Consider the following 24,774-nt stretch of genomic DNA (forward strand, 5'->3'; position numbering starts at 1 on the left):
TGGCTTAGTCTTTATTACCGATAGCTTCATCTATCAATTGAGATAAATATAAGCCACGTTCAATAGATTCATCATAAATAAAATGAAGCTGTGGAATAACTCGAAGTTTCATGCGACTTGAAAGTTGGCTCCGCAAAAATCCACTTGCATGCTTCAGCCCTTCTTCAATAAGAATATTATCTTCCTTGCTACTGAGCGTCGTATAAAAAATCTTTGCATGTGCGTAATCTCGGGTAACCTCAACAGCGGTTATTGTAATCATACCAATCCGTGGATCCTTAACTTCTGCTTTAATCAAATCAGCTAACTCACGCTGTATCTGGTCTGCAACACGCTGTGATCGTGAAAAATCTTTAGACATTAATAAAAATTTAATGCTAAAGCGATTTTATAAAGTACGCGCTGTTTCGATGATCTCATACACCTCAAGCTGATCTCCTTCCTGAATATCATTGAAATTCTTAAGCGAAAGGCCACATTCGAAGCCAGCCTTAACTTCCTTGACATCGTCTTTAAAGCGTTTCAAGGAATCCAGCGTTCCACTATGGATAACCACGCCATCACGCAATACACGTATCAATGAATCTCGTCTCACCAATCCATCAAGGACATAGCAGCCTGCCACGGTTCCTACTTTCGAAATCCGGTAAATCTCCCGTATATCCACTAGACCAATGACACTTTCTTTGCGCTCTGGCATCATCATGCCTGAAAGTGCCTTTTTAATTTCATCAACTGCTTCGTAAATCACATTGTAATATCGGACATCAACACCTGTTGTCAAAATCAACTTCCGTGCCCCAGCATCGGCTCGTGTATTAAAGCCAATTACTACAGCTTTCGATGCCAACGCTAAATTGATATCGGATTCAATGATCGCACCGACACCGCTATGGATAATATTGATTCTTACTTCATCCGTAGCAAGTTTCTGTAACGCATATGACAACGCTTCACACGACCCCTGAACATCTGCTTTGATTATGAGATTAAGTGTTTTGGTGTCTTCTTTTTGACCGAAAACATCCTCCATTTTGGCTACTTGCCGCTTATCTAACTTCACATCACGGAACTTGCCTTGTCGAAATAAAGCAATTTCTCGCGCCTTACGCTCATCATCCAGTGCTATCACGGCTTCTCCAGCGACTGCTACTTCGGATAATCCCTGGATTTCTACCGGGATAGAGGTTCCTGCCTCTTCAACAGAAGCACCCTTCTCATCCAGCATGGCTCTTACTCGGCCAAAAACTGCTCCCGTCAGTAAAACATCGCCTCGCTTCAATGTACCAGACTGCACCAAGATCGTAGCTACTGGTCCGCGGCCCTTATCTAGGCGCGACTCTATCACCACACCTTTTGCAGGTGCTTTCCTGATGGTTTTAAGCTCGAGAACTTCCGCTTGCAATAAAATGCTTTCAAGTAACTCATCAATACCTTGACCGGATTTTGCAGATACCCCAACAAAAATCGTATCCCCACCCCAATCTTCTGATACGACACCATGATTAGCCAATTCTTGCTTGATACGTTCGAAATTGGCCTCTGGCTTATCCATTTTATTGACCGCTACTACGATAGGAATATTCGCAGCTTTAGCATGATGGATGGCTTCTATGGTTTGAGGCATCACGCCATCATCGGCAGCAACAACCAATACCACAATATCAGTAATTTTTGCACCACGCGCCCGCATGGCAGTAAATGCTTCGTGACCTGGCGTATCAAGGAAAGTAATCATGCCATGCGCCGTTTCAACATGATAAGCACCAATATGCTGAGTAATCCCACCAGCTTCCCCACCTGCCACGCGCGTTCTGCGAATATAATCAAGCAAAGATGTTTTTCCATGATCGACGTGACCCATAACCGTAACGACAGGTGCACGAGGTTCCATTTCGGATTCAGAAATTGGCGCCTTTATTTCTTCAAGAAAGGATTCTGGATTATCCGGCGCTGCATATTTCGCAACGTGGCCCATCTCTTCCACAACGATCATAGCCGTCTCTTGATCTAGCATTTGATTGATGGTAACCATACTTCCCATTTTCATGAGTACTTTTATAACTTCCGCAGCCTTAACAGACATTTTCTGCGCAAGCGCTGCAACTGAAATTGTTTCAGGTACGAGCACCTCATGTACGACGGGCTCTGTAGGCGCAGAAAAACCGTGCTGTGTCTGCGTTTCACTTAAATTTGATTTAGCGTGATGCTTGTCTTTACGAACTCGCCAGCCTTGATTTCCCGATAAATCCCCACGTATTTTAGTTTCACGACGTTTGCTGACTTCTTCCTTCCAAACATCTTCCTGTTTGGTCTGCTTTTTCTTTTTATCTAATTTTTCTTCTGGTTTAGCAGCCGGTTTATGCAGGGTACCTTCAGCCGATACTGGCTTGGGTTGCTGAGGTTCTGTTGGAGGCGCGGTGGCTACCTCTGAAACGGGTGGAATAACTTCTTCCGCTTTCTTAGATACCGTTTCTTCTGTTTTTACCTCTTTTTCCGCTTCTTTTCTCGTTTCAGCAAGGACGCCTTTTCGTTTTTCTTGCTTTTCTTTGAGTTCCGCAGCTTGACGCGCAATCAACTCAGCTTGTTTTAATGCCTCCTGTTCTCGCAATGCTTGTTGAGCAGCGTCAATAACGGTTTTTTGCGGTGATGGGGATGGCGCGGAGGGTATGGCCGGCGTCGGTATTTCAGGTGTTACTTCCTTTTCATATTCTTGTTCAGTAGGTCTTGCAACTACCCGTTTTTTACGAACCTTGACTTCAATTGTGCGCGCTTTTCCTGCTCCATCCGATTGCCGTATTTCAGTTGTCTGTCGACGGGTCAATGTTATTTTCTTTTTAGACTCGATCGCCCCATGAACCTTACGCAGGTAATCAAGTAATTGCGCTTTATCTTTTTCTGTCAGAATATCTTCGACCGACTGCTTCTTTACGCCCGCTGCCAGAAGTTGTTCAAGCAATACATCTGGCGACATGTCTAGCTCATTGGCAAATTTTTCTACAGTCATTTGATTCATCAGCAACCTTTTGTTCACCCTAAATTCATTTCAATACAAAACCGCAATTCTGGAATAGGCATTTAGTTTTTCGATACATACAACCCAGATTTCAGAATTAAAATAGCTATTTTGTTTCGCTAATAGATACTTTAATTAAACCACGGTTCACGCGCTTTAATAATGAGTTTATTAGCACGATCAATATCAATACCCGTCATTTCAACTAAATCATCCGCCGCCAGATCGGCAAGATCTTCTTGTGTTTTTATGCCCTTAGCAGCCAATTCTCGTACTAGTTGAGCGTCCATACCCTCAAGAGAAAGCAAGTCTTCGGACAAATGCTCAAACTTTTCTTCGTTAGCAATTGCATCCGTCAGAAGGGCATTGCGTGCTCGATTACGTAATTCGGTAATAATCTCTTTATCGAGGGTTTCAATCTCAAGCATTTCATTTAGGGGTACATATGCAATTTCTTCAAGCGTAGAAAAACCCTCTTCAACTAGAATTTTTGCTACCTCTTCATCCACATCAAGTTTCTCAATAAAAAGATTGCAGATCATAGAAGTTTCTTCTTCGTTTTTTTTCTGCGATTCCTCAATTGTCATGATATTGAGGTCCCAACCTGTCAACTCTGAGGCAAGTCGTACGTTCTGACCGCCGCGACCTATTGCTTGTGCAAGATTATCCTCATCGACAACGATATCCATACTGTGCTTATCTTCATCAACCATGATACTGCTGATCTCGGCAGGTGCTAGCGCATTTACGACAAACGTAGCGGGATCCTCTGCCCACAAAACAATATCAACTCGTTCACCGGCAAGCTCACCAATAACCGCTTGAACGCGTGATCCTCGCATCCCCACGCAGGTACCAATCGGGTCGATACGTGAATCATTGGATTTAACAGCTATTTTTGCACGTGAACCAGGATCTCTCGCGGCCGCTCTGATTTCGAGCAGTCCTTCCTCAATTTCAGGAACCTCTAATTGAAATAGTTTGACCAAAAAATCGGGTGAGGTTCGTGACAATACTAACTGAGGACCCCTCGCTGTACGATCTACTCTATGTAAGTATGCACGAACCCGATCGCCAATTCTGAGATTTTCCTTTGGTATCATCTGATCCCGGGGGAGCACCGCCTCGATCCTGCCGGACTCAATAATAGCGTTACCTCGTTCCATACGCTTAATGGTGCCAGCAACCAAAAATTCCTTGCGCGCTAAAAAATCATTCAGATTCTGCTCACGCTCAGCATCACGTATCCTCTGAAATATAATCTGCTTTGCCGCTTGAGCGCCAATTCGGTCAAACTCCACTGCTTGCAACGGTTCCTCTATGTGCTCACCTAATTTGATATCAGGGTTATACTGTAAAGCCTCGCTCAATGGTATTTGCCTTGCAGGATTTTCTACAGATTCATCGGCCACCACTAATCTGCTACGAAAACATCGGTAGTTTCCGGTTTCCCGCTCAATAACGACTTGCACATCAACATCTTCATGAAAGTGTTTTTTGGTAGCGGATGCAAGTGCCATTTCCAGGGCAGTAAACACAATCACCTTGTCAACATTCTTTTCATGTGCCAAGGCATCCACTAATAGCAAAATCTCGCGGCTCATATTCCTCCAGCCAATTTTTTATGCATCTTTAAATTATATTTCCGGAACCAACCGAGCTTTATCTAAATTATCTAACTCAACTTGTAGTCTTCTCCCTTCTACTTCGAGTTCTAGCACTCCGTTATTAATTTCTCTAATAAACCCAGCAAAATTCTTTTGTCCTTGCATTGCTATGCGTAGTTTTACCTTTACCCGCTTTCCCATAAAGCGAGCAAAATCGCTCTCTTTTCTCAAGGGTCTATCTAATCCTGGAGAGGATATTTCAAGTCGACTATAATCTATACCTTCTACTGTTAATAATCTATTGAGATGATTACTGATTGCAACACAATCATCAATTGTCACTCCGCCCTCTTGCTTATCAACAAACACTCTCAATAATTTTCCGGGTGCCGACTGTTCCACCTCTACCAATTCATAACCCATACCAGCCAAAATTGAATCCAGCAACTCATACAACGCCATAGCTTCGCCACAAATAAAAAATGGGCTTCATAAGCCCACCGAAAATTATTCGAATTATAGCAATATTCAACTGCCAGCAAAACAGATTTTATATTATATTAATATTATTAATACGTTACTATCGATTACTACTGAGCTGACACAAATCGGCCTTGAAAATTAATCAATGCTTATGAATTTCATCAATTATCACTACACAATGACCAAATAAATCCCGCATAACCATTTTCATCTTGCCATGCATGGCAAATATCTGCTTTATCGGTCGTTATTTTAACGATCCTCCTTTTCAGATTCTACAAAAACTTCTTTAGCCACTAATATTGCGTTGACTGCGGCAGGAAATCCCGCATATACGGCCATCTGAATAATTACCTCAACAATTTCTTGCCGAGAACATCCCACATTGAGTGCGCCTTGAATATGCGCTTTCAATTCAGTTGTCGCGTTTCCAAGTGTTACAAGTGAGGCAATTGTTGCTATTTGTCTTTCCTTAGGGGACAAAACTCCGCGCGAATAAATATCCCCATAGGGAAATTCAATTATCATGCGGGCGAAATCAGGTGATATTGCTTTGAGAGCATCCATAACACTTTCGCCAATATGCCCATGAATTTTTGAAAGGGCTTCTTCCCCACGCTTATAACGATTTACTTCCATCAGCTCATCCCTTGAGAGTTTTTTTGCCGCATCATTGTAATCATCCTGCTACCAGTATTCTCGCGAATGTTTAAATTACGCAATATTCGATTGCAATGGAATGCTGGCGAAGTATTGTTTCCGGAATAATGGGTAAGTTAGCCAACCCTAGCTGCCAAGTACCAGGGGAAGCTGTCTTCAACCGGTAAGATATTGCAAACCAAAGCATTGCTTTGTCTAGTTAAGGGTGCCGCTAAAAATCCCTGTTCCGTCACAATACAGCGTTGTTCACAAGAAATGTTTCTTTATCTATCAATCAGATGCCGCTTCAACATTTTTTGTTCACGCCTCATCTTGCATAAAACTCTGATTTTTTGCGGTTACCTTAAGCAATTTTGTCTCTAAACATAAAATAAACGGCGCCTAGCATACATAGCCCAGCCCAGAGATAATCTAGTTTTAGCGGTTCTTTTAAATAGAAAAAAGCAAAAGGCACAAAAACACTCAATGTAATAATTTCTTGTATGATCTTAAGTTGACCAATGCTCATCACGGTGTAGCCAATTCGATTAGCCGGCACCTGAAACATATATTCAAGAAAAGCCACCAACCAACTTATAATTGCTGCAATAAACCATGGTGCAGTATTCAGCTCCTTGAGATGCGCATACCAAGCAAAAGTCATGAAAACGTTACTCATAATGAGCAACACGATGCTTGTTAAGATTGGATTCATGGTCTATGGAAAGTAATTATGGATTTTGACCGCAGCCGCATTTTTGCCACTGGTTACGTTAAGCGAGTTTGGCTATTTCCAATCATCATTTCAGGATTGACCCAAGTATCAAAATCTTCTGCGGAAACATAACCCAGGGCAAGCGCAGCTTCTTTTAACGACACTTCTTCACGATATGCTTTTTTAGCGATTTCTGCAGCCTTCTCGTAACCAATATAGGGATTAAGCGCGGTTACGAGCATTAAAGAGTTCTGCATCAATTTATGGATACGCTCGGTGTTGGCTGTTATACCCACTGCACAGTGATCATTGAAACTGATCATCCCATCGGCGAGCAGGCGAACGCTTTGTAAGAAATTATGAATTATCAGAGGCTTCATTACATTGAGCTCAAAATTACCCATCGCGCCTCCCATGTTAATCGCAACATCGTTTCCCATCACTTGGCAGCAGAGCATGGTCATTGCTTCTGATTGGGTAGGGTTTACCTTGCCAGGCATGATCGAGCTGCCCGGTTCGTTTTCTGGTATTTTGATTTCACCAATACCACAACGAGGACCGGACGCAAGCCAACGAACATCATTAGCAATCTTCATCAAAGAAGCGGCTAATGTTTTTAGAGTGCCATGCGCATGCACCAATGCATCATTAGCCGCTAGCGCTTCAAATTTATTTGGTGCAGAAATAAAAGGAAGTTTTGTGATACTTGCAATTTCCACCGCTACACGCTCCGCGAATTCCGGATGTGTATTGAGACCCGTCCCTACGGCTGTTCCACCCAGTGCCAATTCGTAAAGATGAGGCAATGAAGCGTCTATGTGCGCCAGTCCATGGTCTAATTGCGAGACGTAACCAGAGAATTCCTGCCCCAAAGTCAACGGTGTTGCATCTTGCAAGTGAGTCCTGCCGATCTTGATAATACGCGTAAATTCTTGAGATTTAGTATGGAGCGTTTGACGCAATGTCTGAATTGCAGGTACTAATTGATCATTGATAACCTGTGCCGCAGCAACATGCATCGCGGTTGGAAAAACATCGTTTGAAGATTGCGCTTTATTCACATCATCATTAGGGTGGACTTTTCGTTCGCTGCCTCGCCCTCCTCCCAATAACTCAGAAGCACGATTTGCCAACACTTCATTCATATTCATGTTAGTCTGCGTACCGGAACCCGTTTGCCATACGGCAAGCGGAAACTCGTTGGCGTGCTGGCCAGCAATCACTTCGTCTGCAGCCATAATAATCGCCTGTGCGATAGCTTCATCAAGCAAGCCTAATTCAAAATTTACAGTTGCCGCCGCGCGTTTTACCAATGCAAGTGCGCTTATAAGTGCGCTGGGCATTTTTTCACTGGAAATTTTAAAATTTAGCAAAGAACGCTGTGTTTGCGCACCCCACAGTGCTTGAGTGGGAACCAAAATGGTCCCCATTGTATCGCGTTCCTCTCTGAAATCGGTCATTGTTGCTACTCCATCCGGTTGATATTTATGGCATAGAAACAACTAATTACCAGTAATATTAGATTGTTCATCAATGGCATCTAAAAAAACAGGGGGATCAGGTAGCCACCCTTTTTTCCGATGCTCCACAATAACATTGGTAAAAATACCACCCCGCACATAAAATTTAGCAGTAAGACGCATATAGCGTGGCTTCATAACAGCTACTAAATCATCGAGAATTTGATTGGTGACAGCTTCGTGAAATACACCTTCGTTACGAAAAGACCAAATATAGAGTTTCAGACTCTTCAACTCGACACATTTTTTATCAGGAATGAAATCTAGAATCAGCCTTGCGAAATCGGGTTGACCGGTTTTAGGGCATAAACAGGTAAACTCCGGTATTTCCATATGAATCCGGTAGTCCCGCGCGGGAAAGGGATTGTCAAATGTTTCCAGCTTCTTTGAGGGTTTACTCGGCATAGGATTAGTCTCTCCGACTCATTCGGTTAAGATCATTAAATCAGTTAAAATAATTAGATCAGACTTAGCTCGCTTAATTATACCAATTTAATCGATTACTCAATTGCGTCTCTCTCAAATCAAACTCGCCGGCTTCAAATCGTTTGTAGACCCAACCGTCATCCCTATACCAGGCAATTTAGTCGGGATAGCAGGGCCCAATGGATGTGGGAAATCCAATGTGATCGATGCAGTGCGTTGGGTATTAGGTGAATCCAGGGCCACGGCGTTAAGAGGCGAATCCATCCAAGATGTGATTTTTAGCGGATCAGTTAGCCGTAAACCGGTAGGACGTGCCAGTGTCGAGCTGATCTTTGACAATAGGCTCGGAAAATTATCTGGGCAATGGTCTGCTTATAGCGAAATTTCCATTAAGCGCGTTATTCAGCGTGATAGCGAATCAGCCTACTACATCAATAATATGCATGTGCGCCGCCGGGATATTACCGATATGTTTCTAGGAACAGGGGTAAGTGGACGTGGTTATGCGATTATCGAGCAAGGTATGATCTCGCGAATTATTGAAGCTAAGCCTATGGAGTTGCGTGTATTTCTGGAGGAAGCTGCAGGCATTTCAAAATATCGAGACCGCCGCCATGAAACCGAACTTCGACTTGTTGATACGCACAGTAACCTCTTACGTGTGGAAGATATTCTTCGAGAACTCGAAAAGCAGTTGCAGCACCTTGAAAAACAAGCAACTGTTGCCCAGCGTTTTAATGATTTACAAGAGCAATTGAATACAGCCCGTCATGTTTTGTGGATGACGCAAAGGAATGATGCCATTGTTCAGCGTACCCATGCAGAGGAAGCCATTGAGCAATTGGAGACCGATTTAGAAAAGGAAATTGCCTTTCTGCATGAATTAGATCAAAAGCTTGAAGCGATGCGAATGCAACAACATGCCGCAAGCGAACACCTCCAACACATTCAGGGTGAACTTTACACCATCAATGCAGAAGTAGCTCGAATTGAACAAAATCTTCAGCATCTCCAGGAAAATAAAGCCTATTTTGCGAAACAAATTACCGTAACCGAGACACAGCTTGAAAACAACCAGCAGCAACTGTCCGAACTGCTCGATAATTTAGCCGCCTGGCATAATGAGATCGAACTAGCCAAATCAACTTCTCAAGAGATCACCCAAATTTACCAAACGGAAAATGAAAAATTACCTGAAGTTGAATCCTTTTTTCGTTCAAAACAAGAGCAATGGCTCGCTTTGCAAAAAAATTTGCTATTGGTACAACAATCAGAGAAATTGCATGAGAGCGATCGAGCTCACGCTGACAAAGCAATACAACAATTAACTGTACGCCAAGAACGGCTGGTTCAGGAAAAAAAATCACTCCCTCTAGTTGAGGACAAAAAGCTCGAGGATTTAGAACAAAATCACCACCAAGTTATTGCTCAACTTGAAGAAAAGCAGCACGCACTGGCTGAAGTAACCGAACAGCTAAAGGTGACTCAATTTAATCTAAAAGAAGCTTCACAAAAAATACAATCTATTCAACAAGAGATTACTCAGGCCAAAGCGAGGAGTGCTGCCTTGCAGCATCTCCAACGCAAGCTTGAGAATAACGATGCACTTGATAGCTGGTTATCCCAGCAGCAACTGGATGTACTGCCACGTTTGTGGCAGTACATCCAGATTGAAAAGAATTGGGAAAATGCGTTAGAAGCTATTTTACGGGAACGAATCAACGCAATAGCCATCGATCAACTGGAAATCGCCATAGGTTGGAGAGATAATCTTCCCTCGGGGAAATGGTGTATTTTTGAAACGGATCCTAGCAAAAATCAGCCTGCCCGAACACAATTATCCCAGCAAAAGCAATGGAAACCCCTCAGCACCTTCCTGATATACCAACGCAACCCAGAGGTCATTCAGCCTATCATGGAAGCATGGTTGAGTGGCGTATACACCCTAGACGATATGACGGTGGGTTTTGAGCAACAAAGAAAACTGCATCCAGGAGAAATGCTCATAACGCCCGAGGGACACATATTTACTTACGCCAGTTTGAATTATTATGCGCCCGATTCATCATTGCATGGCATCCTGGCCCGACAACGTGAAATAGCGCAAATCGAGGAAACCATTCAATCGCTTGAAACACAGCATGCAATCTTGGAAGCTGCTTTGGCCGAAATTGATGAAACCTATCAGCAACAAGAAATGATCCTTGCTGAGTTGCGTAGCGATATCATGCAACTGAAGCAAGATGAACATCAATATCAACTCGAAACTATGCGGCTCATCCAACTGCAGGAGCGTGTAACGCAGCGACATCAGCAGATCGAAAATGAATTGATGGAAATTTCGCATCAAATTGCGCAGGAATATGCACACAAGCAACGAGCAGAAGAAAAACTCACCGAAAATAATAATCAAATTGTGATTTTGGAAGAACAACTTAATGAATTTAAGCTGATCTCTGAAGAAGCTGAACAAGCTCTCGTTGAGCAACGTAAGCGGGTACAGAGATTAGCAGAGGAAATGCGTGACGCCATTTTTCATGAAAAAGATTGCCAAAACAAAATTGATCAAATTGAAAAAGACATCCAATCGATCAACCATAATACGGCCAGCTTAACCGAGAATTTGAAGAAATTAGGTAACATGCAAGCCGATTTGGATGATGAGCCTATGAGTTCTCAGCTAAGCGAAGCGAAAACAAAGAAAAAGCAACTAGAACAAATTTTGATTGATGCACGTCAGGCATCAGAAAATTTAATCATTAGCCTAAGAACGACAGAACAAACCCGGTTTCAATCAGAGCAAAAAACACATCAATACAGAGATTCGATCAATCAAACAAGACTTAAAGAACAAGAGGCGCGTCTGATCGAAAATCAATACAATGAAAAATTATTGGAATCAGGCGCGAATGAAGAAGCGTTATTACCACTTTTGAATGATGTGCACTTGCCCAGATTAAAAACCAAAATCAACCAAGTTACCGCAGAAATAACTGCGCTTGGTCCTGTTAATTTGGCCGCATTGGAAGAACTGCAAGCCTCACAAACACGCAAGCAGTATCTTGAAGAACAGCTGCTAGATCTAAAAGAGGCTGTTGAAACTTTGGAAGGTGCAATCCGGCAGATCGATCGGGAAACACGCGAACGTTTGCTGAAAACTTTTGATAAAGTCAATATCCACTTGAACGAATTGTTTTCGGCGATTTTTGGTGGTGGGCAAGCAAAATTGGTGTTAAGCGGCGATGAAATTCTCGACGCTGGAATGCTATTAACCGCCCAGCCACCCGGAAAGAAAAATAACTCTATTCATCTTCTTTCAGGTGGAGAAAAAGCATTGACGGCGTTGGCGCTTGTTTTTTCATTGTTCCGTCTTAATCCGGCACCGTTTTGCTTGCTTGATGAAGTCGACGCTCCGCTAGATGATAATAATTCTATGCGTTTCTGTGATTTAGTAAAAAGAATGTCGAGCGATACACAGTTTTTGTTTATTAGCCATAATAAAACCACTATCCAAATGGCGGAACATTTGATTGGTGTTACCATGCAAGAGCAAGGTGTCTCAAGGATCGTGACGGTTGATCTGGACAAAACAAAAAATATCGAAAAAGCGGCAGAAACCATTTGAAACTAACTCGAGGTGACAAAGGAAATTAAGATGAGTAAAGTTCAGTATATTGACTTACTAAAATTGGATGAGCGACCTAGCGTATGAGTGATTTACAAATCAGCTTAATCATTATTGGCATTATCGTTATTGGCGGTGTAGTATTTTTTAACTGGTTACAACAAGCGCGCTATCGCCGTAGAATCAAGCAGGCGTTTGAGCATGAACATGAAGATGCACTGCTGAAAACGAGCAAATCGAGCTGGGAAAATGAGCGAATTGAGCCAAAATTCGGCAATGAAACTCCCCCAAAATTTGTTAATGAATTTTCCGCTGAATCACCGGTTGAACTTGGGATCACTAAAGAACCACCACGTTTTGAGCCTGAAAATCGTTTAATCGTCGAGGATGAGACGATAGAAGAACAAAAAGCGGTTAATTTTGATAGCAAAATTAATTACATTACGAGCATACGCGCAAATAAGCTGATTACGCATGACAAACTGACTGAATTGTTGCAGCAAAAATTTGACTTTGGTAAGCCTGTACGTTGGCTTGGGCTGAATCAGGACGGCCATACCTGGGAAGAAATTACGATTGAAACCTTACATACTCAAGGCGGTTATATCCATTTGAAAGGGTGTTTGCAGCTCGCGGATAGAGCAGGCCCTGTAAGCGAAGTCAATTTATCGCGATTTCGAGATATGGTCGAAGATTTTGCAATGCAAATAGAAGCCATTGCCGATTGCCCCGATATTGCAGAGGCGCATACCAAAGCCGTAACGTTAGATAAATTTTGCGCAGATGTCGATGTGGTAATGGGTATTAACATTATCAGTAAGGATGGAGGTGCTTTTGTTGGCACAAAAATACGTGCTTTGGCCGAAGCATCCGGATTTCGACTTGAATCGGAGGGGGCATTCAGATTCCGCGATGATAACAATACCGTTTTATTTTCTTTAAGTAATTATGAAACAACGCCTTTCCTGCCTGCGAGTATGCGAACACTCACCACTCATGGCATCACTTTTTTGTTTGATGTTCCAAGAGTTGCGAATGGTGAAAAAATATTCGATCAAATGGTTAGTCTAGCACGGCAATTTGCGTTAACTTTAAATGGCATCATGGTGGATGATAATCGTGTTCCCTTAAACGATAATGGAATCCGGAAAAGCAAGCAGCAACTTATGAATATTCAAGCGGTAATGGCTGCAAACGATATTCCCGCCGGCAGCGAAACAGCATTGAAACTATTTGTATAGCGGCTATTGATAAAACTTGATCGATAACATGAATGCCTTGCTATTTTGAGCATGGAGAGTGAATAATGAACGACTCTAATTCGCCAATAAATTTGCTTCCTGAATGGTTAGACATCTGAAATGGCCCTGGAAGCACGCCGCCCTTAAGGAAAAGAACCGCTAAATGAATTGGTCTGACTTATATTGGCAACGCATTACTCCGCTCCATGTAATACTTTGGCCATTAAGCTTATTCTTAATAGCGATAATAGCGCTCAAGCAATTATTGTACCGTCGCAATATATTACGGTCAGTCAGGTTGCCTATCCCAGTCATTATCGTCGACAGTATCACAGTCGGAGATTCAGGAAAAACTTCACTCATAATTTGGCTAATCAATTCATTAAAACTGTACGGGTTACACCCCGGGATCATTAGCCAAGGGTTTTCCGAGAATTATGGCCCTCCCCTTCCAGTAACGACTTCGAGCAAGCTAAGCGAAGTAGGTAGTAAATCTTTATTACTGGCATACCAAAGTAAAGGCGCGTGTCCTATATGGATCGGTTATGATCGCATAAATGTAGCACAAGCTCTCCTGGCTGCTCATCCGGAATGCAATGTATTGATCTGTGACGACGCGCTGCTAGATTTTCGGTTACACCGGGATGTAGAGATCGTTGTAGTCGATAACAGCAAACATAATTTTGGTAATGGCTTAGTGTTACCCGCTGGTCCTCTGCGGGACAGTCTTTCGCGTCTCAATAAAGTGGACGGAATAGTTATGAATGAAAAAAGCAGTAAATTGGTGATTGATACCAAGAATCATGTCAGGACATTCCATATGAAGCCTGAAAGTGAATGCTTCGTCAATTTGCTCGATCCTGACAAGCGTTCCACTACCGCAGCATTCAAGGATAAGCCTATTCATGTGATAACGGATTTCTCTCACGCACAGAGCTTTCTGGAACAAGTCCGGTATCTAAAATTAAATGTGAAGTCACATACCTACCTTGACAATTTTCAATTTCCGAAAGAACAGTTACAAACTCAAGGCGATGAAATCATTCTGATGAGGGAAGAGGATGCAGTAAAATATCTAAAATCAGCAAGTGAGCAATTTTGGGTGCTACATGAAGAGATAGCGATTGATATAGGACTGCGTGAAGTCATTTTAAAAAAATTAAGAGAAAAATTTATGGACCCCAAACTTTTAGATATCCTAGTATGCCCCTTATGCAAAGGCCCTTTAGTTTATAAAAAAAGTGAGCAAGAACTGATTTGTAAAGCGGATCGTCTGGCTTATCCCATTCGGGATGGCATCCCCGTCATGCTAGAAGAAGAAGCAAGGGAATTACCTGCGGAAGAGGAAGTTTAACAATCGTAGTTTGACTATAGTGATTCTCAACTCAAAAAAACAATCTCATTCGATTGTTTACGCTATCGGCTGTTTCCATTTCCATCTTAACCAAACTCTTAGTTCCCGAAATTTTTCAGGATCGATTCCATCTGGGAAAATTACAATGGTGCGAGAAAAGAATGAAACACGCGATTTTAGACTCAATACGGTTAAATAGGGTGAAACAAACGTATCACCCTTGATTATAAAGTCAATTTGTTCATTCGATCGAGTCAGCGCTCTACAGACATTTTCTTCAGAAAAACTTAGTGATACGATCGACCAAGGCGAGCGCAACCAAGCATGAAACCACAAATAGAAACATAAGCTTAGTGTGAATATCGCTAATCCGATAAGCTTAATGGAAAATGATTCGCTTAATATCCATAAAATAGCACCGACGAGAAGATGAGTGGAATATACCAATATTGTGAATTGTCTTGATGGTTTGAGTGGAATGATCAAATCAGGCATATCAGATAACTTTTATGAATACGACTTGGCAGATTTTCTTACAGAATCAGAAAGCTATTTTTGAGAATGGCTATGTTACACACTTCAATGGCGGCATAAGGGAATTTAAAGATATTCAGACTGATACAACTATTCTTGCCGACCTGTCTAACATGGGTTTAATCCGCTTTAGTGGAGACGATGCATTTAATTTTCTGCAAGGGCAATTTACTTGTGATCTGAGAAAAGTCACCCCACAGACTGCGCAACATGGAAGTTACTGTACGCCAAAAGGCAGAATTTTAGCGAGTTTCATTATCTGGCAAGGCGCTTCAGTTAATGAATATATTTTGCAACTTCCGGTTATTCTGCTTGCAGCCATCTCGAAACGTCTTGCAATGTATATATTGCGCGCAAAAGTCCAGATACAGGATGATAGCGATGCACTCATACGGATTGGGGTTGCGGGCTCTAAAGCATGTACAGTGGTTGAAGAATTATTTCAGATAGATCGATCTTCTCTTGCTCCACTGGCGGTTATTCACACTGAAAATGCAAGTATTCTGTGTAGAGAAGCTGATCGTTATGAAATCATCACCCCACCAGACAAAGCCGCTTCAATCTGGTCTCAGATCGCTTCACAAGCAAAACCTGCTGGTGCTGCATTCTGGGATTGGTTCGAAATCAGAGCTGGAATTCCCGTTATACTCCCCGACACACAAGAGCAATTCATCCCCCAAATGGTCAACCTGGACGCTATTGGCGGCGTAAGCTTCCAAAAAGGTTGTTATCCAGGGCAAGAAATTGTGGCTCGTACGCAATACCTCGGCAAATTGAAACGCCGCATGTATCGCGTCAATATCCTTTCATCTGAACCCGTTAAACCCGGTGATCAATTAATCTGCACTGAGCTGGCTGAACAAGCATGCGGCATGATTGTCAACGCGGCCCCCTCACCTGAGGGAGGCTATGATGCACTTGCTGTCATTCAAACGGCAAATGTTGATACCGATAAGATATGTTGGAAAAGTCTTGATGGTCCGCTTTTGCGGTTCCAATCATTACCCTATACCATACCGGAATAGCGATTAAGCTGCTTATTCAAGCCACTTTGAACAGTCTGAAAAAATTATGTGTCGTTGCCGTTGCCACCTCTTCCAAGCTTATTTCGCGTAATTTGGCAATTTCTTCAGCTACATGACGTACAAATGCAGGCTGATTGGTCTTTCCACGGAAAGGTACGGGAGCCAAATAAGGAGAATCTGTTTCGATCAGTATCTTGTCGAGAGGAATCGTTTTTGCAACTTCTTTGACAATGTGAGCATTCTTAAAGGTAACAATGCCTGAGAATGAAATATAAAAATTCATTTCAATGGCTTGCTGCGCAACCTCAAGGCTTTCCGTAAAGCAATGCATCACGCCTCCGACATGATCGGCACCCTCTTCTGCCATAATACGCAGTGTATCGACTGCTGCTTCACGCGTATGGATAATAAGTGGCTTGTTACATTGCTTCGCTGCGCGAATATGTTGACGAAAACGTGCTCTCTGCCATTCTAAATCCCCTTTGAGCCGGAAGTAATCTAGGCCCGTCTCTCCGATAGCGACAACTCTTGGCGGCTCGGCCAGTTTGACTAATTGTGCAGCGCTCGGTTCAGTCAAATTTTCATAATCGGGGTGTACACCGACAGATGCATACAAATTATTATGTGATTCAGCTAAAGTTCGCACACGTGGAAAATCTTCCAAGTTAACACTCACACATAACGCATGTGTTACTTGATTTTGCTGCATATTTTCGAAAATTTCGTCAAGATTATTAGCTAAATCAGGAAAATCTAAATGACAGTGAGAATCGACAAACATAAAAAAAGTCGCTTTAAAAAACTATGAATTATTGGTAAGGTCAATTTTTTCTCTTTTTGCATCAGCCCAGCAATTAGGCGTTTCATATAACCGCACTTGTTCTAATCTAAGCCGACTACCATAAGCTGCTTCGAATGCTCGATCCAATAGTTGGAAAGCTTTAACTGCGAGATTCTCCGCAGTAGGTTGACTATCGAAAATAACCGTTTTGTGGCCTTCAATCGATTGGAGAAAATCAACGACGGGTTTATCACCTGCATAGACCAAAAATGCATGATCCCATTTATCAACTATGATTTCCTTAGCAATCCGTTTAATGGCAGAGAAATCGAGTACCATACCTTGCTCGGGTACACCTTCGTCAGAGATAATATTGCCTGACAGGGAAATTTCTATTACATAGCGATGTCCATGCAGATGACGGCATTGGCTATTATGAGTCGAGATCCGATGCCCCGCATCGAACTCTAATCTACGAGTGATCAACATTTGGCGAATTATATCATTGCAAACCATCCCTACACTATTATCCACTTCAGACCATAGTCGCGACAGCGCGAAAATGACCTACGTTTACCCTGTCATTTCACGTCGAGCTTCGGGGGTTTCTGTTGGCATCAATCTGAATCCGAATAATGCTTGTAACTGGCGATGTATTTATTGCCAAGTTCCAGATCTTAAGCGCGGATCAGCGCCTGCTATCGATTTAGCACTACTTGAGCATGAATTACGCACCTTTCTGCATGAATTACTTCACGGACGCTTCATGTTAGAAAAGGTACCCGCCGAAGCACGCCGCATCAACGATATCGCATTGTCTGGTAATGGTGAACCTACCAGCGCAAAAGAGTTTGACAAGGTGATCGAGCTGATTGGGCAAATCACGCATGATCTCTCTTTACCCAAAGAACTAAAGCTAGTGCTCATAACTAATGGCAGCTTGATTGACCGAACTTACGTTCAAAAAGGGTTAAAGCTCATGGCAAATCTGAATGGAGAAGTATGGTTTAAATTAGATAGCGTAACGGAAGATGGCCGCAAGCGTATCAACAATACTCGAATGAGCTTGAAGAAAGTGTTCAGCAATATTAAGCTTGCCGTATCATTGTGCCCTACCTGGCTACAAACTTGTGTCTTTGAAACTGATGGTATGCCGCCCTCTGAGGCGGAAACGAATGCTTATCTCAAGTTTCTAGACTGCTTGCGACAAGAAGGTATCGCGATATCCGGCATATTACTTTATGGGTTGGCACGCCCTTCTTTACAGCCTGAAGCACCCCGGCTCTCCAAAGTATCAATGGAATGGATGGAATCATATGCAGCCCGAATCAAGAAGCTTGGTCTTGAAGTGAGAATCCACCCTTAAAATAATCTCAAAACTCGCCAATTTCAATCGTAGTCAATAGCTAAACCAAGCTATTTTAGTTTTGCTGATTTTTTTAAGCTTTTATACAAATCAGGGTATTGGGCTTTTAGCATCGCCGCGACGATCAGATCATCCCGTTTGATTTTAGTTAAATCGATACGGTCAATATGAACCAGACGGACCAACTCTCTAACAGCTTTCGGCATTTCACGGCCGCTTTCGTACCGAGAACCGCCGCTTTGAGTTACGCCGACTTTACTCCAGAAATCTTGCTGATTCAGACCGAGTTTTTGTCTGATCTCTCTTGGGTTGGGTATTTTCTTAAAAAGTTTCATGCTGTCTTTTTTCAAATGTCATAAAATTTATAAATAATAGACTGGGAAATCGTTTTTTCGTTCCCAATCCCGCCGGATACGCGAACAATAACAGTGTAATAAAATCATTGAATGGGTGATCGATCTATCAATAACTGTTTTAAGGCGTATTTCTTTAATTAAATTAAACATATTAAGGAATTAAAGTGATTTGCATTTATGCTAATCACTTTAATTCCAGAAGAAAATTTTTAACCATTGCGATTTGTTCTCGATTGATGAGCATAGGCGCATGACCTACATTCGGTAAATCAATGATATTCGCTTTGGGGCCGCGAATTTTCATCGCCTCTGACGTATCATCCATTAGAACATCCGATTCCAGGCCTCTGATGACTAAAGTTGGCGTACACAATGGGTCCCAGTAATTCCATAGATCGAGATCTTGTGCGCCATATTTTTGAAAGCTGATTGAGACGCTTGGGTCGTAGTTAAAACCATAGGTGCCGTCACTGAATTTACGCGCGCTATGGATGGCTAGATGGTGCCATTCTTTTTCTGTTAAAGGGCCAAAGGGTGCTGATATTGTCTTTAAGTAAGCCTTGAATTCATCAAAATCAGTGAAACGCGGATCTTTTCCTACATAGGCACCCAAACGGGCAAAGGCGTTAGCGGGAATAAACGGGCCAATATCGCTCATGACAAGTGCTTTTATAGATGCGGGTAATCCCGCCTGACTTGCCAAAGCCATCCCGATCAGCCCGCCCATAGAAACACCTACCCAGTATAAATGAACGTTATTCTGATACTGGTTGCAAATATGCTGTATAAGCAGCATAGCATCAGATAAATAGAGGGAATGCTGGTTATAATTTTCTGCATTCGTTAGCCAGCTACTCAGCCCGCGTCCAACAACATCAACACAGATAACTCTAAAGTTGTCTTCAAGCGCTGCTGCAAGAAAATCGAAATCACGACAATTCCTGGTTAATCCATGAACACAAATCACGACATGGGGATTATCCAGACTTCCCCAATCTGTATAAGCGATATAACGCTCAGCAAATGGCCTATCAACATTTGTTGAAGCGAGGACAGGAACACGGCATATTCGCATCATAATTTTTCTTCTTTATTATTGATCTATCTATACCCTAATTTTGCCAATCAGCTTGGAGTAACTTTGCTTACGACATAGCGGAATTTGCCAGACCGCTCGACTGGAATATCGGCGACTTGTTCGATTACGATATTCACCGCTTTTCCTAGCCTTGCTTGAAATTCATGCTTTATCATTTCGCTGATCGTTGAATCAAGGGTGTTCTCGCTGACGATCCAAACACGGGTTAGATCCAAGCTTTCTTGAAGAATTTTGAATGCACTGATTTGTGGCAAATTCCTGAGGATATAAATCAAGGCTAAGCCATGCATCACAGTCCCATCCTGTGCCACCACAAAATCGGTCGTACGCCCTTGAATCTCTTTAAGCAAAGGAAGGCCTCGTCCACACTCACATGATTCGTTATCAAGCCTGCCGATATCACCCGTTCGATAGCGGATAAATGGGAAATCACCGCTGGCGAGGTGAGTGATGACGATTTCTCCAGATTCACCCATCGGCAAGACAGCACCATCGCGATCGACAATTTCGACGATAATATCTTCGGCAGTGATATGCATATTGCCTGCTGGGCATTCATGCGCGATAAAACCCGCATCTCGGCCACCATAACCATTCGCGACAGCGCACCCAAAAGTTTTGCTGATTTGCTGACGTTGCTCGTCGTAAAGCCGTTCTGAGGTAACGAACGCAACCTGAATTCCTAAATCATCCATACGCATGCCTACCTTGTCGGCATGATGTGCGATATGGGATAACGCAGAAGGGTACCCGAACAGTATTCTGGGGCGATGGGATCGTATTTCTTGCAGAAATAGAGTTAGCTTCTGTTCTGACATTTCGAATGCAGGGAGCAGTTTGCTGCGAAACAAGCGATCTCGCAGCGCACGAAGGCTATCTTGAGTGCCAAGTTCGATCGGTGAACCCCACACGACAATCTCCGGATCACCGATATCTACACCCCACCAGCGAGTAGCCCGCCATTTGGCTGCCACGTCATGACTGACGCGCTCATTACCTATGTAAAATATCAAGGGCTCGCCACTCGAGCCCCCCGTATTAAAGCGGGCGAGCTTATAGGCATTTTCTGATTTCAACGCATCGATATGGTTACGAATTTTCGCTTTATCCAGCAGTGGCAGCTTTTGCAAATCAGCCATCGCTTTGATTGCGGTGGGTTTGAAATCTATTTCGGCAAACAATGTCCGATAATAAGGGACATGCGCCTGCGCATGGCTCAACAATCGTTGTAGCCGGTCCAACTGCAGTTGCTCGATTTGCGCTCTAGACCACCATTGTGTTTTTTCCAGCTGTTTCCGAACAGAGACGCTCCCATGCCGCTTGAGATATTCATGAATAGGAAACAATAAACCTGACACCAATGATGTATAAACCCCTTTTTTGCGCGTGAGCGTGGTATGAGAGCCCATTTATTTACCTCATGCTTTTTGCAAGAATGTATTCATATACACTTAATAACCGATTCCTGACATTCGGCCAAGTGTACTGTTGTACAGTTAGCATACCTGCTTCAGCTATTTGCTTTGCTTTATCGCGATCATTGAGCAAAGAAAGCATCGCGTTTGACATTGCTACAGGATCTTGCGGAGGCACCAGCAATGCCGTTTTCTCATGGGTAACGAGATGAGGAATACCCCCCACGTCGGTACTCACAACCGGGACACCGCAGGCGAGCGCTTCCAGAATTGAAATGGGCATATTGTCGACTAAACTTGGATTGACCATGATGTCTGCTCGATGATAAAGCTCGGCAATCGCTTCATTATCGATTCGACCCGCGAACGTGACTGCATCCTGGATCCCTAGCTCTTCGACTAACCTGCCAAGCGCCGTGCGTTCCGGCCCAGAACCTGCAATGGTCAGCCTTGCCCCTGGAATAGTTTTTCTAACCAGATCAAATGCTCGTATTGCAGTCGCATTATCATAGATTGGTTCTAAGTTGCGCGTCAGAATGACATGGGGAGTTTTCTCAATACCCTGACGCCTATTTGCTTGCTTCGAAAATCGATCGAGATTAATGATGTTGGGTACGATCAACGTGGCAATGCCTCTTTTCCTGAATACTGCTTCAAGAAAGCCCGAAGGAACGACAATGGCATCGGCCATCGCCAGGCTAGGTTTTACCCAGAAAAATGATTTTTCAAAAAATGTATCCGCCTCTCCGCCCCGATAGTTGATGACTACCGGCTTCTTTTTGATGCGCGCAATCCAGATAGCCGGTGTGGCAAACAGATACCAAGACCAGCCCGAATTGGCCATCACATGGAATAACTGCACGGTATTCGCTGCACGCCACAAACGGTATAAATAAGGTAGCAGGCGGAACAGTGCGCGTACCCCCTTGATCTTGCCTGCCCACGTTGGATAATAGGGCGGGTTGACTTGGATGAGATCGACATTGACCCCTTCCTGTCGTAGCAGTCGCGCAAGCTGTTCGGTTTGATTCGCCATTCCTCCCGACGGTGGAGGCATGGGGCCGACTAATCCGATACGCAGCTCAGTGGTCTTCAATCGACTTTCTCCGCCCGGCGATGAGTTGTTTATAGATCGGTTCATATCTCGCCACACTGACGCGCCAATTGCGTTCTGTTTCCACAAAATGACGCCCAGCCTGCCGCAAACCTGGCCATCGCTGGGGAGCGTTCAACAACTCGTCAACCTTGTCGGCAAGCGACTGCGTATTACCTGCCCTGAATAATAGGCCGGTTTCACCATCGCGTATCAGCTCCAAATGCCCACCGACATCGGATGCCACCAATACCCTGCCCTGTGCCATTGCTTCCAGTGGTTTGAGTGGCGTGACCAGTTCGGTCAATCGCATGGAAAGACGCGGGTAAACCAATATATCGATCAGATCATAATAGCGCTTGACCTGATCGTGAGGCACACGGCCAGTAAAAACTACGTTGTCCCGAATTCCGAGCTCAACGGCAAGCTGCCGCAAGAATGCGTCTTGTGGCCCTCCTCCCACCAATAGCACGCACAGATCGGGATGTTTCGCTCGCATCATAGGAAAAGCGCGCAATAAAACTTCAAGGCCTTCGTAGGCATAAAATGAACCAATGAATCCAATGACACGCTTGCCACCGAGTCCAAGTTGATTTTTAAGCGTATCATCAGCTTCTTTACCGACCGAAAACGTCTCGATATCGACCGCATTCGGGATAGTGGTGATTTTTTCAGCAGGCAACCCCCTGCCCACGATGTCATTGCGCAGCCCATCACAAATCGTGGTCACGGCATCGGCGCGACGCAAAGCATAACTTTCCAGTGCCCGTGTCAAACGATAGCGTAACCCCCACTCGCGGCTGGTGCCGTGATCGACCGCGGCGTCTTCCCAAAAAGCTCTAACTTCGTACACGACAGGCAGGTTGAAGCGCCGTCCGGCTTGCAACGTTGCCATTGCATTCAATACAGGTGAATGGGCATGCAAAATATCGGGCTTGACAGTGCCGATAACTTCATTCAACCGCCGAGACAAGCTCTGAATAACCGAAAGCTGATTCAATATCGGCAACCTGCCGAACAAGCCGCTACCCGCTGGTGTCCGGTAAAAATGCCAACCATCGATCGTCTCTTCGAGCTGATGCGTTGCACCCTGCTTGGCGCCCGTCAGATGAAATGTTTCCCAGCCGCGTGCGCGTTGTGCCTTCAGGATAGACAGCGTCCGGAAAGTGTAGCCGCTATGCAACGGTATAGAATGATCCAGTATGTGCAGTATTCGCATGTGATTACTTGAAGCGGTCAGAAATTGTGAACGGTTTTAGGCTATGTATTATCATTCTTTGCGGTATTCGGTATGCGATTAAAATGAAAAATTGAATGACCCGCTTTTTATCCGAAGAATAGCAAACCTGGCCGCTTTCCTCCATTGATAATAACGGACACCACCAATCATCGTTCAGAATGATAAAGCGTAGCGTTTGAATCGTTTATCAGAACAATGGTATTTTTCTGCCTGCTTCAAGTATTATGCTACCCCCTCTTCATGTCTTACGACTTGATCGATATTCAGTATCGCAGAGAAGCTCACGAAACTACTCCAGTGCTACTACTTCCAGACCGTCAACAATCTCCTGCGCTATCACGTACGGGGCGGGCAAATTATCGGAATCCGACAACGATTCATCTTTCAGCCAGAAAATATCCAGGCTGATCTTGTCGCGCTTGATCAGTTCCTCATAATCAAAGGCACGCCAGCGACCGCCTATCCCCTCTCCCCTCTCCCCTCTCCATTTGGGAGAGGGTTGGGGTGAAGGGCGCTGCCTTTCTCCTTCCCTTTCCCCGTCATTCCGGACTCCGCGCTGGAATCCATTTCTGGGTGCCATGTGGATGTACGGTTATGCCTGTTCCAGGCTGGTAGCATTTCACGAACTCATCCAGATTCGCTCTCTTCAACGGGTTTGTTTTGAGGGTAAAATGCATATTGGTGCGCAGGTCATAGATCCATAGCTGCTTGGTCCACGGCGTTTCAGATGCGGGCTTCTTGTCGAAGAACAACACATTGGCCTTCACGCCTTGAGCATAAAACAAGCCCGTCGGCAACCGCAGCAAAGTATGCACATCGCATTCATGCAGCAGTTTGCGGCGGATAGCCTCACCCGCCCCATCCTCGAACAACACGTTATCCGGCACGACCACCGCAGCCCGGCCATTCTGTTTAAGGACAGACCACCTGATCCCAGCGATTTTAAGATGACCCCAATTTAAAGATCAGACGAAATTCTGATCGAGGAAAGAAGGTTTCAGTAGCATTGAGCTCCTCGCAGAGCTTAGCGATGACCTCATCAGTATGTGCACGTGCGCTGTGGTGCAAACGGACGGTCAAGGTTTTGTTGAGGTAGTCGGGCAAGAGGTCGGCTTCGGTGGCGTATAAGGCGCGCAAAAACGCTCGAGCCTGATCGGGTTTGGGTAGGAATTCACGGACAATGTTAACCATTGCCGACTCGGCGCGGTAAGCGATGATTTTAATGGTGTCGAGGAAGTG

General features: G+C 43.9%; 24 protein-coding genes and 1 pseudogene. 6 read left to right on the plus strand and 19 right to left on the minus strand.

Annotated elements, in window-relative coordinates; all coding sequences use genetic code 11:
• Positions 1 to 4 precede the first annotated feature (4 nt).
• The 8 genes from rbfA to queF all read right to left on the minus strand — a co-directional run bounded on the left by rbfA (position 5) and on the right by queF (position 8,385).
• Positions 5 to 361: a 30S ribosome-binding factor RbfA gene (gene rbfA, locus C8R30_RS12280; RefSeq protein WP_107790230.1), complete on the minus strand. Its 357-nt coding sequence runs from the start codon at positions 359 to 361 to the stop codon at positions 5 to 7.
• Between the two features lie 27 nt (positions 362 to 388).
• Positions 389 to 3,016 carry a translation initiation factor IF-2 gene (infB, locus tag C8R30_RS12285; protein ID WP_090666332.1) on the minus strand — a complete coding sequence of 876 codons (2,628 nt, stop codon included), beginning with the start codon at positions 3,014 to 3,016 and terminating at the stop codon, positions 389 to 391.
• 131 nt (positions 3,017 to 3,147) lie between these two features.
• Positions 3,148 to 4,620, minus strand: coding sequence for a transcription termination factor NusA (nusA, locus tag C8R30_RS12290; RefSeq protein ID WP_090666331.1), 1,473 nt, complete (start codon positions 4,618 to 4,620; stop codon positions 3,148 to 3,150).
• A 33-nt stretch (positions 4,621 to 4,653) separates the two neighbouring features.
• Positions 4,654 to 5,085, minus strand: coding sequence for a ribosome maturation factor RimP (gene rimP, locus C8R30_RS12295; protein ID WP_090666329.1), 432 nt, complete (start codon positions 5,083 to 5,085; stop codon positions 4,654 to 4,656).
• Positions 5,086 to 5,358: 273 nt separating this feature from the next.
• Positions 5,359 to 5,745, minus strand: a complete 387-nt coding sequence (locus tag C8R30_RS12300) for a carboxymuconolactone decarboxylase family protein (RefSeq protein WP_090666327.1) — start codon at positions 5,743 to 5,745, stop codon at positions 5,359 to 5,361.
• Positions 5,746 to 6,109: 364 nt separating this feature from the next.
• Positions 6,110 to 6,460 (minus strand): DMT family protein, encoded by a 351-nt coding sequence (locus tag C8R30_RS12305; RefSeq protein WP_090666325.1) that lies wholly within the window; start codon positions 6,458 to 6,460, stop codon positions 6,110 to 6,112.
• 53 nt (positions 6,461 to 6,513) lie between these two features.
• Positions 6,514 to 7,920 carry a class II fumarate hydratase gene (gene fumC / locus C8R30_RS12310; protein WP_090666323.1) on the minus strand — a complete coding sequence of 469 codons (1,407 nt, stop codon included), beginning with the start codon at positions 7,918 to 7,920 and terminating at the stop codon, positions 6,514 to 6,516.
• 42 nt (positions 7,921 to 7,962) lie between these two features.
• Positions 7,963 to 8,385, minus strand: coding sequence for a preQ(1) synthase (gene queF, locus C8R30_RS12315; protein ID WP_090666321.1), 423 nt, complete (start codon positions 8,383 to 8,385; stop codon positions 7,963 to 7,965).
• Between the two features lie 103 nt (positions 8,386 to 8,488).
• Here queF and smc point away from each other — a divergent pair, with 103 nt between their 5' ends.
• The 4 genes and pseudogenes from smc to C8R30_RS16450 all read left to right on the plus strand — a co-directional run bounded on the left by smc (position 8,489) and on the right by C8R30_RS16450 (position 14,626).
• Positions 8,489 to 12,031: a chromosome segregation protein SMC gene (smc, locus tag C8R30_RS12320; RefSeq protein ID WP_107790231.1), complete on the plus strand. Its 3,543-nt coding sequence runs from the start codon at positions 8,489 to 8,491 to the stop codon at positions 12,029 to 12,031.
• Positions 12,032 to 12,114: 83 nt separating this feature from the next.
• Positions 12,115 to 13,272 carry a cell division protein ZipA C-terminal FtsZ-binding domain-containing protein gene (locus C8R30_RS12325; RefSeq protein WP_090666318.1) on the plus strand — a complete coding sequence of 386 codons (1,158 nt, stop codon included), beginning with the start codon at positions 12,115 to 12,117 and terminating at the stop codon, positions 13,270 to 13,272.
• 163 nt (positions 13,273 to 13,435) lie between these two features.
• Positions 13,436 to 14,422 (plus strand): annotated as a pseudogene (gene lpxK / locus C8R30_RS12330) (tetraacyldisaccharide 4'-kinase); the annotation flags it as partial.
• Positions 14,423 to 14,446: 24 nt separating this feature from the next.
• A complete protein-coding gene (locus tag C8R30_RS16450; RefSeq protein ID WP_239654068.1) occupies positions 14,447 to 14,626 on the plus strand; it encodes a Trm112 family protein in 180 nt (59 codons plus the stop codon).
• A gap of 57 nt (positions 14,627 to 14,683) precedes the next feature.
• On the opposite strand, the gene C8R30_RS16685 is transcribed toward C8R30_RS16450, so the two are convergent.
• On the minus strand, positions 14,684 to 15,121 hold the full coding sequence (locus C8R30_RS16685; RefSeq protein WP_420812408.1) for a protein YgfX: 438 nt from the start codon (positions 15,119 to 15,121) through the stop codon (positions 14,684 to 14,686).
• A 14-nt stretch (positions 15,122 to 15,135) separates the two neighbouring features.
• Between C8R30_RS16685 and ygfZ the strand changes: the two genes are divergently transcribed.
• On the plus strand, positions 15,136 to 16,185 hold the full coding sequence (ygfZ, locus tag C8R30_RS12335) for a CAF17-like 4Fe-4S cluster assembly/insertion protein YgfZ (protein WP_107790233.1): 1,050 nt from the start codon (positions 15,136 to 15,138) through the stop codon (positions 16,183 to 16,185).
• Between the two features lie 16 nt (positions 16,186 to 16,201).
• Here ygfZ and C8R30_RS12340 read toward each other — a convergent pair whose 3' ends face one another.
• The gene (locus C8R30_RS12340; protein ID WP_090666313.1) at positions 16,202 to 16,966 is read right to left on the minus strand and encodes a TatD family hydrolase; all 765 of its coding nucleotides are present in this window, start codon (positions 16,964 to 16,966) and stop codon (positions 16,202 to 16,204) included.
• Positions 16,967 to 16,987: 21 nt separating this feature from the next.
• Entirely contained in the window at positions 16,988 to 17,455 is a 468-nt protein-coding gene (queD, locus tag C8R30_RS12345; protein WP_090666402.1) for a 6-carboxytetrahydropterin synthase QueD, read from the minus strand.
• 73 nt (positions 17,456 to 17,528) lie between these two features.
• Between queD and C8R30_RS12350 the strand changes: the two genes are divergently transcribed.
• Positions 17,529 to 18,332 (plus strand): radical SAM protein, encoded by an 804-nt coding sequence (locus C8R30_RS12350; protein WP_090666311.1) that lies wholly within the window; start codon positions 17,529 to 17,531, stop codon positions 18,330 to 18,332.
• 50 nt (positions 18,333 to 18,382) lie between these two features.
• Here C8R30_RS12350 and C8R30_RS12355 read toward each other — a convergent pair whose 3' ends face one another.
• The 8 genes from C8R30_RS12355 to C8R30_RS15965 form a co-directional block, all read right to left on the minus strand.
• Positions 18,383 to 18,667 carry a helix-turn-helix domain-containing protein gene (locus C8R30_RS12355; RefSeq protein ID WP_090666309.1) on the minus strand — a complete coding sequence of 95 codons (285 nt, stop codon included), beginning with the start codon at positions 18,665 to 18,667 and terminating at the stop codon, positions 18,383 to 18,385.
• A 205-nt stretch (positions 18,668 to 18,872) separates the two neighbouring features.
• Positions 18,873 to 19,766 (minus strand): alpha/beta fold hydrolase, encoded by an 894-nt coding sequence (locus tag C8R30_RS12360; RefSeq protein WP_090666307.1) that lies wholly within the window; start codon positions 19,764 to 19,766, stop codon positions 18,873 to 18,875.
• 47 nt (positions 19,767 to 19,813) lie between these two features.
• Complete coding sequence (locus C8R30_RS12365) at positions 19,814 to 21,196, minus strand: phenylacetate--CoA ligase family protein (RefSeq protein ID WP_107790234.1); 1,383 nt, start codon at positions 21,194 to 21,196, stop codon at positions 19,814 to 19,816.
• A gap of 4 nt (positions 21,197 to 21,200) precedes the next feature.
• Positions 21,201 to 22,298, minus strand: coding sequence for a glycosyltransferase family 4 protein (locus tag C8R30_RS12370; protein WP_258192036.1), 1,098 nt, complete (start codon positions 22,296 to 22,298; stop codon positions 21,201 to 21,203).
• Positions 22,285 to 23,514, minus strand: a complete 1,230-nt coding sequence (locus C8R30_RS12375; RefSeq protein WP_107790236.1) for a TIGR04063 family PEP-CTERM/XrtA system glycosyltransferase — start codon at positions 23,512 to 23,514, stop codon at positions 22,285 to 22,287. The genes C8R30_RS12370 and C8R30_RS12375 overlap by 14 nt, the downstream gene beginning before the upstream one ends.
• A 310-nt stretch (positions 23,515 to 23,824) precedes the next feature.
• A complete protein-coding gene (locus tag C8R30_RS16210) occupies positions 23,825 to 24,115 on the minus strand; it encodes a hypothetical protein (RefSeq protein WP_219908876.1) in 291 nt (96 codons plus the stop codon).
• Entirely contained in the window at positions 24,075 to 24,422 is a 348-nt protein-coding gene (locus tag C8R30_RS12385) for an N-6 DNA methylase (RefSeq protein ID WP_276527290.1), read from the minus strand. The genes C8R30_RS16210 and C8R30_RS12385 overlap by 41 nt, the downstream gene beginning before the upstream one ends.
• A 55-nt stretch (positions 24,423 to 24,477) precedes the next feature.
• On the minus strand, positions 24,478 to 24,774 hold a 297-nt coding region (locus C8R30_RS15965; protein ID WP_219908877.1), incomplete at its 5' end, for a putative transposase.

Source organism: Nitrosomonas nitrosa (genome assembly GCF_003051105.1).
GTDB lineage: Bacteria > Pseudomonadota > Gammaproteobacteria > Burkholderiales > Nitrosomonadaceae > Nitrosomonas > Nitrosomonas nitrosa.

Excerpts from the sequence above, each read along its gene's own strand:
- C8R30_RS16685 (WP_420812408.1), bottom strand. The coding sequence starts at position 15,121 with ATGCCTGATTTGATCATTCCACTCAAACCATCAAGACAATTCACAATA.
- rbfA (WP_107790230.1), bottom strand. The coding sequence starts at position 361 with ATGTCTAAAGATTTTTCACGATCACAGCGTGTTGCAGACCAGATACAG.
- C8R30_RS16210 (WP_219908876.1), bottom strand. The coding sequence starts at position 24,115 with ATGGCACCCAGAAATGGATTCCAGCGCGGAGTCCGGAATGACGGGGAA.
- ygfZ (WP_107790233.1), top strand. The coding sequence starts at position 15,136 with ATGAATACGACTTGGCAGATTTTCTTACAGAATCAGAAAGCTATTTTT.
- queD (WP_090666402.1), bottom strand. The coding sequence starts at position 17,455 with ATGTTGATCACTCGTAGATTAGAGTTCGATGCGGGGCATCGGATCTCG.
- C8R30_RS12305 (WP_090666325.1), bottom strand. The coding sequence starts at position 6,460 with ATGAATCCAATCTTAACAAGCATCGTGTTGCTCATTATGAGTAACGTT.
- C8R30_RS12300 (WP_090666327.1), bottom strand. The coding sequence starts at position 5,745 with ATGGAAGTAAATCGTTATAAGCGTGGGGAAGAAGCCCTTTCAAAAATT.
- C8R30_RS12365 (WP_107790234.1), bottom strand. The coding sequence starts at position 21,196 with ATGGGCTCTCATACCACGCTCACGCGCAAAAAAGGGGTTTATACATCA.
- rimP (WP_090666329.1), bottom strand. The coding sequence starts at position 5,085 with ATGGCGTTGTATGAGTTGCTGGATTCAATTTTGGCTGGTATGGGTTAT.
- queF (WP_090666321.1), bottom strand. The coding sequence starts at position 8,385 with ATGCCGAGTAAACCCTCAAAGAAGCTGGAAACATTTGACAATCCCTTT.
- fumC (WP_090666323.1), bottom strand. The coding sequence starts at position 7,920 with ATGACCGATTTCAGAGAGGAACGCGATACAATGGGGACCATTTTGGTT.
- C8R30_RS12355 (WP_090666309.1), bottom strand. The coding sequence starts at position 18,667 with ATGAAACTTTTTAAGAAAATACCCAACCCAAGAGAGATCAGACAAAAA.
- C8R30_RS12350 (WP_090666311.1), top strand. The coding sequence starts at position 17,529 with ATGACCTACGTTTACCCTGTCATTTCACGTCGAGCTTCGGGGGTTTCT.
- C8R30_RS12360 (WP_090666307.1), bottom strand. The coding sequence starts at position 19,766 with ATGATGCGAATATGCCGTGTTCCTGTCCTCGCTTCAACAAATGTTGAT.
- infB (WP_090666332.1), bottom strand. The coding sequence starts at position 3,016 with ATGAATCAAATGACTGTAGAAAAATTTGCCAATGAGCTAGACATGTCG.
- C8R30_RS12375 (WP_107790236.1), bottom strand. The coding sequence starts at position 23,514 with ATGCGAATACTGCACATACTGGATCATTCTATACCGTTGCATAGCGGC.
- C8R30_RS12325 (WP_090666318.1), top strand. The coding sequence starts at position 12,115 with ATGAGTGATTTACAAATCAGCTTAATCATTATTGGCATTATCGTTATT.
- C8R30_RS16450 (WP_239654068.1), top strand. The coding sequence starts at position 14,447 with ATGGACCCCAAACTTTTAGATATCCTAGTATGCCCCTTATGCAAAGGC.
- nusA (WP_090666331.1), bottom strand. The coding sequence starts at position 4,620 with ATGAGCCGCGAGATTTTGCTATTAGTGGATGCCTTGGCACATGAAAAG.
- C8R30_RS12340 (WP_090666313.1), bottom strand. The coding sequence starts at position 16,966 with ATGTTTGTCGATTCTCACTGTCATTTAGATTTTCCTGATTTAGCTAAT.